We start from the raw sequence: 13,524 nt of genomic DNA, 5'->3' as shown, positions 1-13,524 counted from the left end.
AAACGCGTGCGAGGTGTCGTCAGCCCATGAGCGCGTCGTGGCGGCGCTGATTGTCGGCGTCGATGTGCTGTTGCGTGACGCGGCCGTAGATCCGCTTGGTGTGCTCCAGGCTGCCCATCATGTCGGGAGTCTTGGCGTAGCCGAGCAGCGTGCACAGGCGTTGTCCCTTGGCGGCGGCGACGCGGTGCATGGAGTAGCGCCCCTTGAACAGCTGCAGATCGCCGGTGTTGAGCGTCAACGACTCGACATCGGTGTGATCGCCCTCGAGCACGCGCTGAACGGCCGCGAAGTTCTCGTCGCCCGGGCGACGGATGTTGGGCGCGTACTGGAATTCACCACCCTCGTTGGGACGCCGCGTCATCAAGCTGACGATGAATTCGTTGGTATCGAAGTGCCAGGGCAGCTCGGTGTCGTCGGGCATGACGTTGATGACCAGCCCCGCAATGGGATCGGCGAACTCGTAGATCACTGGCTCTTCGAGGCAGTCGGCCACGAAGCGTTGAAAGTCGGGGTCGCGATAGAGCTGCTGGACGATGGCGTCCTCGGGGATCAGGTCGCGTGCCACGAAACCGTTGGTGTAGTGCTGGAAGAAGCGAGCGGGATGATCCTCGGGCAGTGACGGGTCATCCGGCGTGACGTAGGGATTGACGTTGTTGTCCGAGTAGAACGCCTTGGGCGCCAGGGCCTCGCTTTCCTCGCGCAGCGGCTCGATGAGATCCTCGCGAATGAACTTCGACAACAGGGCGCAGCCATCGGTACGCAGTTGCTGGCGGACACCCTCGACCGCCGCCCGGTAGGCGTCGCTGTCGCGCTCCAGGATCGGATAACGTTCGAGATCGATGATGCGTGCCAGGGGATGATGCTCGGCGGTGACGTCTTGCTCGGTGGCTTGTGTTGCGAGTGTTGCCTGTGACATGAGATCGCCCCTCCTGATGGGTCGTGGCCGGCCAGTCGTGACGGGTCGGTCATGACTGGCCGGTCGTGACTGGCCGTCGTGACTGGAAAGTGGCGATACGGTAAAAGCCCGGGGAGCGTGAAACTAATGAGAATGTCCGGCCATCTGCGACGAGATTCTTATCGTTCGGTCTCAGGCCCTTGGCGGCGCGCCTCGCGATCACTCATCGGCGCGATAGAGATGGCGTAGCGTGTCCGCCAGTGGTTCGGCGACGGCGGCGATGTGGGGCGTCTGCGTATAGGCCAGGTACCAGGGAATGCGCGGGATGTCGCCGGCCAGGGGGCGCATGACGACGTGCCCGGCCTGATGGGCGTCCCGGGCGGCCCAGCGCGACAGGATGCTCACGCCCTTGCCGGCGGCGACCAGCTCGAGGATCAGGGCGACCGACTCGATCTGTACCATGTGCGAGGGATAGACGCCGGCGGGCTGGAAGAAGTGCTCGAACTCGTGGCCGGACTCGGGCGTGATGCTGTAGGTGAAGTGTCGTCCCCGGTCGAATACCTCGGCGGGGATGGTGTCGCTCTGCGCGTCGGGGTGGTCGGGGGGCAGCACGGCCACCAGTGGCTCCTCGAACAGCAACTGGTGAGCGATCCCGCGCTGCGAAGGGACTTCGATCATGCAGATCATGTCGACCCGGTTGGCGAGCAGGGCCGTGGTCATGTCCGCCATGGGCAAGCGCACCAGGTCGATGTCGCGCTCATGCTGGTCGTAGAGATGCGGGATCGCCCGCGAGAAGGTGTCGTAGGGGCCGATGCCCAGGCGCAGGGCGGGCTCGGCGCGGCGAGCCAGCTGCCATGCCTCGAGCTCGGCGTTGCGCAACTGGGGGAGTACCGCATGAGCGGTGTCGAGCAGACGCTCGCCCGAGGCGGAAAGCGTCAGCCGACGGCCTTCGCGATGGAACAGCGCAACGCCCAGGCGGCGTTCCATTTCCCGAATGCGATGCGTCGCCGCGGGCTGGGTGATGCCGATGGCGGCGGCGGCATCGTGCACCGTGCCGTGGGTCGCGATGGCGTCGATCAATACGTAATACTTGATATCCAGCATGGGACTCTCGGGTCTCTTGAAGGGTGGCGCGTCGCGTGAAACGACATGCTACGCTCGATGCAAGATGCGACAAGGAGCACGACACGATGTCGGACCACCACGATACGGCCAACACCGAGCTGGACGAGGCGACGATCAGGCTGGCCACGGAAATCTTCAACAGCGCGCGCAACGGCGAGACGGAAAAGCTGCGTGGCTGGCTGTCCCAGGGATTGCCCCCCAACATGTGCAACGACAAGGGCGACAGCCTGCTGATGCTGGCCAGCTATCACGGGCATCTCGACGCCACGCAACTGCTGCTCGAACATGGCGCCGACCCCGAGATGTACAACGACAACGGCCATCATCCACTCTCCGGCGCGGCCTTCAAGGGACACCTGGCCATGGCCGAACTGCTGGTCACGCATGGCGCCTCGGTCAATGCGCGTTCTCCCGACGACAAGACGGCCCTGATGTTCGCGGCGATGTTCGACAATGCCGAGATCGTCGAGTATCTGCTGGCCCAGGGAGCCGATCCGCGTGCCACCGACAGCCGTGGCATGACGGCCAGCGAGCTTGCCTCGGCGATGGGCGCGACACGCACGCCCGCGCTGCTGGATGCCGTCTGAGCGCATCTTGGCACGCCCGCGCGAGCACGACCGTCCGAAAACGGCGAGGCCCCTCGCCGCCCCTGGCATCGAGGGGGCAGCGAGGGGCCTCGTCGCATCAGCGTGCCGGCAGGGCGTGGTTTACACCGCGTCCTTGCCGGTCTCGCCCGTACGGATACGAATGACCTGTTCGAGCGGCGAGACGAAGATCTTGCCGTCGCCGATCTTGCCGGTGTTGGCCACCTGCGTGATGGCGTCGATCACCTTCTCGATCATGTCGTCGTCGACGGCGACCTCGAGCTTGACCTTGGGCAGGAAGTCGACCACGTATTCGGCCCCGCGATACAGCTCGGTGTGGCCCTTCTGACGGCCGAAGCCCTTCACTTCCGTGACGGTAATCCCCTGAACGCCGATCTCGGACAACGACTCGCGGACGTCGTCGAGCTTGAACGGCTTGATGATGGCGGTCACCAGTTTCATCGTCTTTCTCCTCGCATCGTATGTGCGGGTGGCGCATACCACCCTCGATTATGCCCAACGATCATGCTTTCAAGCATACACCGCTGGTCGCGGGATTAAAAAAAGGCCCCCCGAAGGGGGCCAGGGGAGCACGCCAGCTCACTCGGTATGTCGGCTCTCTTACTTCTTGCCGACGGAAAATTCGGGGTAGGCTTCCAGGCCGCATTCCGCCAGGTCCACCCCTTCGTATTCTTCTTCCTCGCTGACCCGGACGCCCATCACGGCCTTGAGGATCAGCCACACGATCAGGCTCGCGATGAAGCACCACAGGAAGATGGCGACGGCACCGATGATCTGTGAGCCGAAGGAGGCGCTGGCGTTGGTGACAGGCACCACCAGAACGCCCCACAGGCCGGCCACGCCGTGTGCGGAGATGGCACCGACCGGATCGTCGATCTTCAGCTTGTCCAGCGCCACGATGGAGATGACCACCAGCAACCCGCCGACGGCACCGATGAGCGTGGCGCCCAGGCCGGTGGGTGACAGCGGATCGGCGGTGATCGCGACCAGACCGGCGATGGCACCGTTGAGGGCCATGGTCAGGTCCGCCTTGCGGAACCAGATCTTGGCGAGGATCAGCGCGGCGATCACGCCCCCGGCGGCGGCGGCATTGGTGTTGACCAGTACCTGCGCCATGTTGTTGGCGGAATCGATGTTGGAGACCATCAGCTCGCTGCCGCCGTTGAAGCCGAACCAGCCCATCCACAGGATGAAGGTCCCCAGCGTCGCCAGCGGCAGGTTGGCACCGGGAATGGCGTAGACCGCGCCGCTCTTGCCGTACTTGCCCTTGCGCGGCCCGAGTACCAGCACCCCGGCCAGAGCCGCGGCCGCCCCGGCCATGTGGACGATGCCCGAGCCGGCATAGTCGGAATACCCCAGCTCGGCGAGCCAGCCGCCGCCCCAGGTCCAGTAGCCGGACGTCGGATAGATGATCGCGGTCATCACCACGGCGAAGGCCAGAAACGCCCAGAGTTTCATGCGTTCCGCCACGGCCCCGGAGACGATCGACATGGCGGTCGCCACGAACACCACCTGGAAGAAGAAGTCGGCCCGGTTGGAATAGTAGAGGTCGCCGTTGCTGCCCAGGACCTGGTCGGCCGTGTTCTCGGCGCCCAGCAGGAAGCCCAGGCTCGGCATGAAGCCGCCAGCGCCACTGGAATACATCAAGTGGTAGCTGAACAGCAGATACATCGTGCAAGAGATGGCGAACAACACCACGTTCTTGGTCAGGATCTCCGCCGTGTTCTTGGCGCGGACGAGACCGGCCTCGAGCATGGCGAAACCGGCGGCCATCCACATGACCAGTACGGCGCAGACCAGGAAGTAGAAGGTGTCGAGCGCGTACGATAGCTGTGTAATATCTTCAGTCATTTATTATCTCTCCTTCAGCCCGCGCCGTTATACGGCGTCGGCCCCGCGTTCACCGGTACGGATTCGAATGACGTCTTCGAGCGGCGTGACGAAGAGCTTGCCGTCGCCGATCTTGCCGCTGTTCGCGGCATTGCTGATCGCTTCCAGCACGCTTTCCAGCCGGTCTTCTTCGACCGCGATTTCGATCTTGACCTTGGGTAGGAAGTCCACGACGTATTCGGCGCCGCGGTACAATTCCGTATGCCCCTTTTGGCGCCCAAACCCCTTCACTTCCGTGACGGTGATGCCTTGGACGCCATTGTCGGCCAGCGCCTCGCGGACATCGTCCAGCTTGAAGGGTTTGATGATGGCGGTTATGAGCTTCATGCCAGTTCTCCCGTTGTCGGCTTTCGCCTCTCTGGAAGTACGCAGAAGCTATGCCATATTGGTCATGCGCCATACAAAACAGTCGTTTATGGCGCTCAAGGGGCTGGTGGTGGCAGGCATGCACGGGGGGCGGGCCAGCGTTTGGCGGATGTTGGTGCAGGGCCGCGCCGGCCGTGCACCAACATGGCGCATGCGTATTCCGCTGGCCTTGCGTATGCTTGTGACAAGAAGGACATGTTCAATCCGAGGGAACCCCCATGGCGACACAAGACCTCTTCTCACGTCTCGCGCAGCAAGTCGGCGACCGCCTCCAGGACGCCTCGCACGCGCCGGAAGACATTCAGCGCAGCGTGCAGGGCGTGATGCGTAGCGCCTTCGACCGCATGGAGCTGGTCTCGCGCGAGGACTTCGACATCCTGATGGAAGTGCTGCAGCGCACGCGTTCCCGGGTCGAAGCCCTCGAGGCCCAGGTGGCGGCACTGGAGGCGGCCCTGGACGTGGGACAGAGCGCGCCGGTGGCCGCGGCCGAAGGGGCGGAACCCGCCGCCGACGATGCGGATGACGACGCGCGCCGCAACGACGCCGCAACGTCCGGCGGCGACCGCGAGAGCTGATCCCCTCCTCCTTGATGTGACGATGCGGCCTGGCGCGATGTGCCGCATCGATGTTCGATGACTTTGCCCGCCAGGCGCCGTTTCGGTGCGCGCGATGCCCGTGCTTTCTCGTCTGCAATGAATTAGTGTATGCGAATGTTACGGTTCAATCGCGAGGGAGCTCATGGCGCTTGCCATCATCAACACGCGCGCGGGGCTGGGGCTGGAGGCGCCGGACGTCCTGGTCGAGGTGCATCTGACCAACGGCCTGCCGGGCCTGGCGATCGTCGGCCTGCCCGAGGCAGCGGTCAAGGAGAGCCGCGAACGGGTGCGCAGCGCGCTGATCAATGCCGGTTTCGATTTCCCCACGCGGCGCATCACGCTCAATCTCGCGCCGGCGGATCTGCCCAAGGAAGGCGGGCGCTTCGATCTGCCCATTGCGCTGGGCATCCTGGTGGCCTCGGGGCAGATCCCGAGCGAAGCGGTGGCGGGGCTCGAGTGCTTGGGCGAACTGGCACTGGACGGCAAGCTGCGCCCCGTGCGCGGCGTACTGCCGGCGGCCCTGGAGGCGCGTCGGGCCGGGCGCACCTTGCTGCTGCCCGCCAGCAACGCCGACGAGGCGGCGCTGGCCGGCGACCTGGACGTCCGTCCCGCCGTCGATCTGCCTCAGGTCGTTGCGCATCTGCTCAAGCAGGAGAGGATCGCACCGCACCAACTTGGTGAGCGCCCCGCACCGCAGCTGGCCGAGCCGGATCTCGCCGAGGTTCGCGGCCAGCACCAGGCCCGCCGGGCGCTGGAAGTCGCCGCCAGCGGAGGCCACAACCTCCTGTTTGCCGGACCTCCGGGCACCGGCAAGACCATGCTCGCCAGTCGCCTGCCGGGCATCTTGCCGCCGCTCCACGAGGACGAAGCGCTGGAGGTGGCCGCCGTGCGCTCGGTGTGCGGGCTGCCCATTCTCGAACGCTGGGGACAGCGGCCGTTTCGCACGCCTCATCATACCGCCAGCGGTGTGGCCCTGGTCGGCGGTGGCGGCAAGCCGCGTCCGGGGGAGATTTCCCTGGCCCACCACGGCGTGCTGTTCCTGGACGAGCTGCCGGAGTTCGACCGACACGTGCTGGAGGTGCTGCGCGAGCCGCTGGAATCGGGGCAGATCGTCGTCTCGCGGGCCTTGATGCAGCGTCGCTTTCCGGCGCGCTTTCAGCTGGTGGCCGCGATGAACCCGTGCCCGTGCGGGCATCTCGGCGATCCACGCCAGGCCTGCGTGTGCACGCCGGCGCAAGTGCAGCGTTACCAGTCGCGGCTTTCCGGCCCATTGCTGGATCGCATCGATCTTCAGGTGGAAGTCCCCGCGCTGCCCGCCGCGCAACTCACCGAGCAGCGCCGCGGCGAAAGCTCCGAGGCCGTCAGACAGCGCGTGCTCGCCGCGCGCCGGCGCCAGGCCAAGCGCGGTGCGCTCAACGCCTACCTGCCTGGCAGCGCGCTGGAGGAGCTCTGCGCCCTGGACGGGCAGGAGCGCACCTGGCTGGCCGACGTGCTCAATCGCCTCAACCTCTCCGCCCGCGCCTACCACCGCGTGCTGCGCGTCGCCCTCACGCTCGCCGACCTCGCCGAGGAGCCCCGCCCCCGCCAGCCGCAGCTGATGGAAGCCATCGGCTACCGTCAGATGGATCGGCTGATCGGGGGCAGCGCGGGCAGCTAGTCCTTCATGTCCCGGTCATTCATGTCGTAGGAGGGCGCATCGGCGCCGGGGATGCCCTCGCGGATGCGGACGGAGAAGTCCTCGGCGTCGTCCGCTTGCAGGGCGCGGGCGTTGATGTGACCGGCGGCCTTGAGCCTTGCGAAGGGCACGTGCGGTGCCAGTGCACCGACACTGTGCACGTACTCGGGCAGGTAGCCCGAGAGCAGCAGGCGATAGTCGAAGGGCAGCCCGGGGACGATGCGCCGCATCATGTCGTAGACCAGCGTGGTGCAGTTGGTGGTGAGCGTATTGTAGTAGCGCGGCTCGCGTTGCAGCCGGTGGGCCTCGTCGAGATAGGCGAGGAACAGGTCCATCATGACCGGCTTGGACATCTTCACACGATATAGATAGACGTCCTCGCCGCGCACATTGGTCCGCAGTCGCACGATGTCGCGCTCGTCGGCGGCAATGATGCTGACTTCATATTCCTTGAAGAAGCCGCCCAGGGTCGAGAAGGCCTCGCCGCGCTCCTTGCGGATTTCCACCGAGAAGGTGACGTGGCGCCCATCGTCGAAGCCGAAGCTGACCAGCGTATGGGCAATGGCGGGGCCCATCCAGTAGGACACCAGCAGGTCGACGGAGCGTATCCGGTCCAGGTCATAGTGGCGGGTGTCCCAGTGCTCGTCGAAGTCCTGCGGGGTGCGCCATTGAAAGTGACGCACGTTTTCCAGCGTGACGCGATGATCGTCCTGGCGCATGCCGTCGACGATATGGGCGACATCCGGCGCCCAGTCGCGATCGGAGGCGGGCTGGATCGAGACCCACCAGACGCCCAGCACGAGATAGAGGATGCCATAGGCCAGCATCGCCCGCTGTGGCCAGCCCTTGACGAAGAGCCCGACGCAGCACGCCAGCGCGGCGGCGATCCATATCCCCGCGGCGACGTAGCGCAGCGCGACGGGGCCGGGCAAGCGGTACCACAGCGCCAGCACCGCCCAGCCGCTGCTGGCAATGATGAGCAGCGCCATGAGGCTGGCCAGGACCCCGTGCCACAGCGATGCCACCCAGCCGCGTGTCATGCTCAGGCCCGTGGCTCGAGTGCGCGCTCCAGCGCGGCCAGCCGGCCGGGCACCAGGGCGTCCTCGAGCGTACTGATGCGCAGCACGTGGCCCAGTGCCGGATGCGCGGGGCGGTGCACGAGCGTGCCGGCCTCGAGCAGCTCGCGGTGCACGCGGGCGGCAAGGTCCGCGTCGGGCAGGCGCACGGCGATGAAGTTGGTGGCGCTGGGTGGCACGTCGGCGCCCAGCGTTCGCAGGTGGTCGGCCAGGGCATCGCGACGGGCGTTCACGTCCCGGATGTGTTGTGCGGTTTCCTCCGGGTGATCGAGCACGGTCTCGGCGGCCGCCAGAGCCAGCGACGAGACGGCATAATGAATGCGCACCTTGTGCATGATGTCGATCAGTGCCGGTTCGGCAATGGTGTAACCGATCCGCAGGCCGGCCAGACCATGGGCCTTGGAGAAGGTTCGCAGACGCACCACGCCGGGCCACACCTCACCGGCGGCGGGGGCGTCGGCATCGTCACGGAAGTCGTGATAGGCCTCGTCGAGCAACAGCGTGCAGTCCTCGGGCAGGGCATTGCGCAGCGCGAGGACGTCGGCATCGCTGTGCAGGTGACCGCTGGGGTTGTCGGGGTTGGCCAGATAGACCACGCGGGCTTGTTCATGCACCGCTCTGGCGGCCAGGGCGTCGAGATCCGGCGCCAACCTGCCGGGGGCGTCGTGGTAGTCGACCTCGACCAAGCGACATCCTTGCCCCTCGGCGAAGTAGCGAAAGGTGGGATAGGTGCCCGCGCTGGCGATCACCGTGCTGCCGGGGTCACACAGCGTGCGCAGGGCGAGCGCCATCAGGCTGTCGGCGCCGGCATCGACCAGCAGCGCCTCCAGTGGCGTGCCGAGCAGCGAGACGAGCCGCTGACGCACCTCCATGGCCTCGGCGTCGCCGTAAGCCCGGGCAAGCTCGGCGACCGCGTCGCCAAAGCGCGCCTTGAGCGCCCGGTGCGGCATGTCGAGGCCTTCGTTGGAGCCCAGCCGGTGGGGGACTTCTCGGCCCAGCTTGCGCTCCAGCGCCTTGAGGCCGGGGAAGGGATTGGTCGGGCCCGAGCGGTCTAGGTGGCGAGCATAGCGGGACATGCAAGACTCCTGAGGGCAAAAGGCGCATTGTGCGACCGTGACGGGCCTGAAACAACGTGGCCGGGCCCGTGCCGGCTACAACGCGCTGGCATCCAGTGCCCCGGCGAGGGTGGCCCGCCAGCTGGGGGCCTCCTCACCGGGGCGGCGTAGCGTGATTTCCCACTGATAGGGCAGCAGCTCGCGATCCGACAGCCGGATCACGCCGTTGCCGTCCAGGCGGCTTTCGAGGATCCAGTGATTGGCCGGCGCGTCGTCGGCCATCATCGAGGGTGTCCAGTCGAGGACCTGGGGACCGTCCTCCAGTGCCAGCAGTGCGCGGCCCAGCGTCTCGGTGAGCCTTCCCGCACTGATGCCGAGCGTCGCGTCGACCGTCGGCGGCGCGAGCATCACGACCATGTCCTGCGACATCCCCGACCAGGGGGGCGAGGCAAGCAGCGCCTCGGCGGCCTGGCTGCTCATGCCGTACACGGCCTGGCGCATGTTGCGCGGTTCTTCATCGAGACCCGCGCACCCCGCCAGCGACAGGCAGAGCGCAAGGAGCCAGACGCGAGGACGCACGCGGTGCCGGCTCATGGCGATTCCCGTGAGCAGGCGTCGGCGGACGTGCCCCGCGAGGTGCCGGCCTGCCGCTCGTAGCGTGCCAGAAAGGCGGCCAATTCCTCGAAAAGCGTATCGCGGATGGACTGGGCTTCGTTGACGAGATGATGCCGCGCGTCGGGATGGCGGTGTATCTCGGCGTTGGGGAACTTGCCCAGCAGGGTGTCCAGGTTCCACTGCCAGTCCACGGTGAGATCCTGTTCGCCCTGCAGGATCAACACCGGCAAGTCACTGGGCGGCATGGACAGCAGCAGGGGAATCCAGTCGCGCATGGCGCTGACCCAGGTCAGGGCCAGGCGATCGGGTTGCAAGGGGTCGCCACTGCGCAGGAAATCGGCGAAACCGAGGTCGGTGGTATTGGCGCGAAACCGTCGCGGCACCGAACGCACGAAGGGGCTGACCACCCGGTGCAGCCAGCTGGATTGCTGCCAGCCCCAGGGACGCACCAGCGGCGCCAGCAGGGCGAGGCCGGCCCAGTGGGTGCGGTGGCCCTGGGTCAGGGCATCGGTGGCCAGAATCGCCGCGCCGGTGCTCTGGCCGATCCCGATCCAGGGCGCGTCGGCGACGTCGAGGCGCGCGACCTCCTCGGTCAGCACGCTCAGGCAACTGACGTAATCGTCGAAGTCGTCGATCGAGGCACGCGCGCCGCTGGACAGTCCATGGCCGGGGAGATCCCACATCACCACCCGCCATCCGCGTGCCAGTACCAGCTCGAGCAGGTGGCGGTAGAGTCCCAGGTGATCGAAGTAGCCGTGGACCACGAAGATCGTGCCCTGCGGGTCGGGCGGACTCCACACCTGGGCCCATAGTCGGAAGCCCCGCGCCTCGATGAAGCCGGCGTGCAATGCGACGTCTTCGGCCAGCAAGGGCGTCAGGCGGTAATGATCGAGATAGGCGGCCATCGTCGACGAGGGCGGCAGGCCGATCGGCGCCAGCGGGCCTAGGTGTTGCAAGTGGGTAAAGTCGGTCATGCGGTTCTCCCGGTGACGTCCATGCTAGCGCCCGCAAGGCTTTGAAGCTACCGGGAAATTGTCATGTCTCGCCCGGCGAGATAGGGCGGTGTCGCGCGGCAGGGGGCGACGCGTGCACGCTCAGACCAATGGGGGAGATGACAGGACGCCCATTCCGGTCTAATTTGTGGAATTATTTTCCACGTTTGAGGCGATGCCCGAGGAGAGCCGCATGACAGACCGTACGACACGCCATCGTTTGCAGGTGGCCAGCCAGCTCGACCGTTTCATCAACGACGAAGCGTTGCCGGGAACGGGCGTCGACCCCGAGGCCTTCTGGGCCGGGTTCGATGCCCTGGTCCACGAGCTCGTGCCCACCAATCGTGACCTGCTGGCCGAGCGCGAGCGACTGCAGGACGAACTGGACGCCTGGCACAAGGCGAACCCCGGGCCGGTGCGGGACATGGCCGCCTATCGTGCCTTCCTGAAGGACATCGGTTATCTGGTCGAGGCGCCGGCCAAGGTGCAGGCCACCACCGCCAATGTCGATGACGAGATCGCCGTGCAGGCGGGGCCCCAGCTGGTGGTGCCGGTAAGCAACGCGCGTTATGCCCTCAATGCCGCCAATGCGCGCTGGGGCAGCCTTTACGACGCGCTCTACGGCACCGACGTGATTCCCGAGACGGACGGCGCCGAAAAAAGCCAGGGCTACAACCCCAAGCGTGGCGAAAAGGTCATCGCCTACGCACGCGGTGTGCTCGACCAGGCAGCCCCCCTGGCCGAGGGCACGCATGCCGAGGCGAGCGCTTATGCTCTGCGTGACGGCAAGCTGGTGGTGACCCTGCAGGGCGGCGGTGAGACGGGGCTGGCCGATCCTGCGCAACTGGTCGGTTACCGAGGCGAGGCACAGGCGCCCACGGCGGTGCTGCTCGCCAATCATGGCCTGCATCTGGAAGTCCAGTTCGACGCCACTCACCCCATCGGCAAGACCGATCCGGCCCACGTCAAGGACGTGCTGGTCGAGGCGGCGGTGAGCACCATCATGGACTGCGAGGACTCCGTGGCGGCCGTGGACGCCGACGACAAGACGCTGGTCTATCGCAACTGGCTGGGGCTGATGAAGGGCGACCTCGAGGAGCGCTTCGACAAGGGCGGCAAGACGGTGACGCGCGCCCTCAACCCGGACCGCGACTACACGGTCCCCGGCGGTGGCGAGTTGCGCCTGCCCGGACGCTCTTTGCTGTTCGTGCGCAATGTCGGCCATCTGATGACCACGCCGGCCGTGCTCGATGGCGATGGCAACGAGATTCCCGAGGGAATGCTGGATGGCGTGGTCACCAGTCTGCTGGCGATTCACGACCTCAAGAAAGGCGACGGCGCTGCCCCGTCCGCCACGGCACCGGAGGCCAAGCGTAATAGCCGGACGGGATCGGTCTATATCGTCAAGCCCAAGATGCACGGCCCCAGGGAAGTGGCCTTCGCCAACAGCCTGTTCATGCGCATCGAGGACATGCTGGGCCTGCCGCGCGATACCCTCAAGATGGGCATCATGGACGAGGAGCGGCGTACCTCGATCAACCTCGATGCGTGCATTCACGAGGCGGCGTCCCGCGTGGCGTTCATCAACACCGGCTTCCTCGACCGTACCGGCGACGAGATGCACACCGCCATGGAAGCCGGCCCCATGCTGCGCAAGGGGGAGATGAAGGGCACCAAGTGGATCGCGGCCTACGAAAAGAACAATGTCCAGACCGGCTTGGCGTGCGGCCTGCGCGGCCGGGCGCAGATCGGCAAGGGCATGTGGGCCATGCCGGAGCTGATGGCAGCGATGCTCGAGCAGAAGATCGGCCATCCCCAGGCCGGTGCGACCACGGCCTGGGTGCCGTCACCCACCGCCGCCGTGCTGCATGCCCTGCACTACCATCAGGTCGATGTCGCGACGATTCAGCGTGAACTGGAGGCCAAGCCCGGTGGCGACTTTCTCGACGATCTGCTCACCGTGCCGGTGGTCGAAAGCGCGGCTTCGGGCGCTAACAAGAGCCCGAGCTGGTCCGACGACGAGATTCAGCAGGAGCTGGATAACAACTGTCAGGGCATCCTCGGCTATGTGGTGCGCTGGGTCGAGCATGGCGTGGGCTGCTCCAAGGTGCCGGACATCCACGACGTGGGGCTGATGGAGGATCGCGCGACGTTGCGTATCTCCAGTCAGCACATCGCCAACTGGCTGCATCATGGCATCGTCAGCGAGGCACGGGTACGCGAGACGCTGGAGCGCATGGCCAAGGTGGTCGACGACCAGAATGCCCACGATCCCGACTATACGCCGATGACCTCGCACCTGGCGGAGTCCTGCGCCTTTCAGGCGGCATCCGACCTGATCTTCAAGGGGCGTGAGCAGCCCGCCGGCTACACCGAGCCGCTGCTGCACCACTGGCGCGCGGTGCACAAGGCGAAATCATAATAGCTACGGGCTACGGGCTACGGGCTACGGGCTACGGGCTACGGGCTACGGGCTACGGGCTACGGGCTTGCGAACTGTCAGCGTGGAGCGATGCTGATTCTCGCGGCTCGCGGCTCGCGGCTCGCGGCTCGCGGCTCGCGGCTCGCGGCTCGCGGCTCGCGGCTCGCGGCTCGCGGCTCGCGGCTCGCGGCTCGCGGCTCGCGGCTCGCGGC

General features: G+C 66.4%; 13 protein-coding genes. 4 read left to right on the top strand and 9 right to left on the bottom strand.

The window, feature by feature from the left end; all coding sequences use genetic code 11:
* Positions 1-19 precede the first annotated feature (19 nt).
* A complete protein-coding gene (locus CSAL_RS16045; protein ID WP_011508456.1) occupies positions 20-916 on the bottom strand; it encodes a HalD/BesD family halogenase in 897 nt (298 codons plus the stop codon).
* A 198-nt stretch (positions 917-1,114) separates the two neighbouring features.
* A complete protein-coding gene (locus CSAL_RS16040) occupies positions 1,115-1,999 on the bottom strand; it encodes a LysR family transcriptional regulator (protein WP_011508455.1) in 885 nt (294 codons plus the stop codon).
* A gap of 86 nt (positions 2,000-2,085) precedes the next feature.
* Here CSAL_RS16040 and CSAL_RS16035 point away from each other — a divergent pair, with 86 nt between their 5' ends.
* Positions 2,086-2,607 carry an ankyrin repeat domain-containing protein gene (locus tag CSAL_RS16035; RefSeq protein ID WP_011508454.1) on the top strand — a complete coding sequence of 174 codons (522 nt, stop codon included), beginning with the start codon at positions 2,086-2,088 and terminating at the stop codon, positions 2,605-2,607.
* A gap of 120 nt (positions 2,608-2,727) precedes the next feature.
* On the opposite strand, the gene glnK is transcribed toward CSAL_RS16035, so the two are convergent.
* The 3 genes from glnK to CSAL_RS16020 all read right to left on the bottom strand — a co-directional run bounded on the left by glnK (position 2,728) and on the right by CSAL_RS16020 (position 4,842).
* Positions 2,728-3,066, bottom strand: coding sequence for a P-II family nitrogen regulator (gene glnK, locus CSAL_RS16030; RefSeq protein ID WP_011508453.1), 339 nt, complete (start codon positions 3,064-3,066; stop codon positions 2,728-2,730).
* Between the two features lie 159 nt (positions 3,067-3,225).
* Positions 3,226-4,476, bottom strand: a complete 1,251-nt coding sequence (locus CSAL_RS16025; RefSeq protein WP_011508452.1) for an ammonium transporter AmtB — start codon at positions 4,474-4,476, stop codon at positions 3,226-3,228.
* Between the two features lie 27 nt (positions 4,477-4,503).
* Positions 4,504-4,842, bottom strand: a complete 339-nt coding sequence (locus CSAL_RS16020) for a P-II family nitrogen regulator (protein WP_011508451.1) — start codon at positions 4,840-4,842, stop codon at positions 4,504-4,506.
* A 257-nt stretch (positions 4,843-5,099) separates the two neighbouring features.
* Between CSAL_RS16020 and CSAL_RS16015 the strand changes: the two genes are divergently transcribed.
* Together CSAL_RS16015 and CSAL_RS16010 are read left to right on the top strand one after the other, a co-directional pair.
* Positions 5,100-5,456: an accessory factor UbiK family protein gene (locus CSAL_RS16015; protein ID WP_011508450.1), complete on the top strand. Its 357-nt coding sequence runs from the start codon at positions 5,100-5,102 to the stop codon at positions 5,454-5,456.
* A gap of 163 nt (positions 5,457-5,619) precedes the next feature.
* Entirely contained in the window at positions 5,620-7,134 is a 1,515-nt protein-coding gene (locus CSAL_RS16010) for a YifB family Mg chelatase-like AAA ATPase (RefSeq protein WP_011508449.1), read from the top strand.
* Here the strand turns inward: CSAL_RS16010 and CSAL_RS16005 are convergent.
* The 4 genes from CSAL_RS16005 to CSAL_RS15990 form a co-directional block, all read right to left on the bottom strand.
* The gene (locus tag CSAL_RS16005; protein ID WP_011508448.1) at positions 7,131-8,192 is read right to left on the bottom strand and encodes an Lnb N-terminal periplasmic domain-containing protein; all 1,062 of its coding nucleotides are present in this window, start codon (positions 8,190-8,192) and stop codon (positions 7,131-7,133) included. The genes CSAL_RS16010 and CSAL_RS16005 overlap by 4 nt on opposite strands.
* A 2-nt stretch (positions 8,193-8,194) precedes the next feature.
* On the bottom strand, positions 8,195-9,304 hold the full coding sequence (locus CSAL_RS16000; protein ID WP_011508447.1) for a pyridoxal phosphate-dependent aminotransferase: 1,110 nt from the start codon (positions 9,302-9,304) through the stop codon (positions 8,195-8,197).
* A gap of 75 nt (positions 9,305-9,379) precedes the next feature.
* Complete coding sequence (locus CSAL_RS15995; RefSeq protein WP_011508446.1) at positions 9,380-9,877, bottom strand: hypothetical protein; 498 nt, start codon at positions 9,875-9,877, stop codon at positions 9,380-9,382.
* Positions 9,874-10,872, bottom strand: a complete 999-nt coding sequence (locus tag CSAL_RS15990; protein WP_011508445.1) for an alpha/beta hydrolase — start codon at positions 10,870-10,872, stop codon at positions 9,874-9,876. The genes CSAL_RS15995 and CSAL_RS15990 overlap by 4 nt, the downstream gene beginning before the upstream one ends.
* Before the next feature lie 211 nt (positions 10,873-11,083).
* Here CSAL_RS15990 and CSAL_RS15985 point away from each other — a divergent pair, with 211 nt between their 5' ends.
* Positions 11,084-13,312: a malate synthase G gene (locus CSAL_RS15985; RefSeq protein WP_011508444.1), complete on the top strand. Its 2,229-nt coding sequence runs from the start codon at positions 11,084-11,086 to the stop codon at positions 13,310-13,312.
* The last annotated feature ends 212 nt before the right edge of the window (positions 13,313-13,524 follow it).

The sequence above is a fragment of the Chromohalobacter israelensis DSM 3043 genome (genome assembly GCF_000055785.1).
GTDB lineage: Bacteria > Pseudomonadota > Gammaproteobacteria > Pseudomonadales > Halomonadaceae > Chromohalobacter > Chromohalobacter israelensis.
This window is presented reverse-complemented; position numbering and strand designations above follow the sequence as displayed.

Excerpts from the sequence above, each read along its gene's own strand:
- CSAL_RS16015 (WP_011508450.1), top strand. The coding sequence starts at position 5,100 with ATGGCGACACAAGACCTCTTCTCACGTCTCGCGCAGCAAGTCGGCGAC.
- CSAL_RS16020 (WP_011508451.1), bottom strand. The coding sequence starts at position 4,842 with ATGAAGCTCATAACCGCCATCATCAAACCCTTCAAGCTGGACGATGTC.
- CSAL_RS16000 (WP_011508447.1), bottom strand. The coding sequence starts at position 9,304 with ATGTCCCGCTATGCTCGCCACCTAGACCGCTCGGGCCCGACCAATCCC.
- CSAL_RS15995 (WP_011508446.1), bottom strand. The coding sequence starts at position 9,877 with ATGAGCCGGCACCGCGTGCGTCCTCGCGTCTGGCTCCTTGCGCTCTGC.
- CSAL_RS16035 (WP_011508454.1), top strand. The coding sequence starts at position 2,086 with ATGTCGGACCACCACGATACGGCCAACACCGAGCTGGACGAGGCGACG.
- CSAL_RS16005 (WP_011508448.1), bottom strand. The coding sequence starts at position 8,192 with ATGACACGCGGCTGGGTGGCATCGCTGTGGCACGGGGTCCTGGCCAGC.
- CSAL_RS15990 (WP_011508445.1), bottom strand. The coding sequence starts at position 10,872 with ATGACCGACTTTACCCACTTGCAACACCTAGGCCCGCTGGCGCCGATC.
- CSAL_RS16025 (WP_011508452.1), bottom strand. The coding sequence starts at position 4,476 with ATGACTGAAGATATTACACAGCTATCGTACGCGCTCGACACCTTCTAC.
- CSAL_RS16010 (WP_011508449.1), top strand. The coding sequence starts at position 5,620 with ATGGCGCTTGCCATCATCAACACGCGCGCGGGGCTGGGGCTGGAGGCG.
- CSAL_RS16040 (WP_011508455.1), bottom strand. The coding sequence starts at position 1,999 with ATGCTGGATATCAAGTATTACGTATTGATCGACGCCATCGCGACCCAC.
- CSAL_RS15985 (WP_011508444.1), top strand. The coding sequence starts at position 11,084 with ATGACAGACCGTACGACACGCCATCGTTTGCAGGTGGCCAGCCAGCTC.
- glnK (WP_011508453.1), bottom strand. The coding sequence starts at position 3,066 with ATGAAACTGGTGACCGCCATCATCAAGCCGTTCAAGCTCGACGACGTC.
- CSAL_RS16045 (WP_011508456.1), bottom strand. The coding sequence starts at position 916 with ATGTCACAGGCAACACTCGCAACACAAGCCACCGAGCAAGACGTCACC.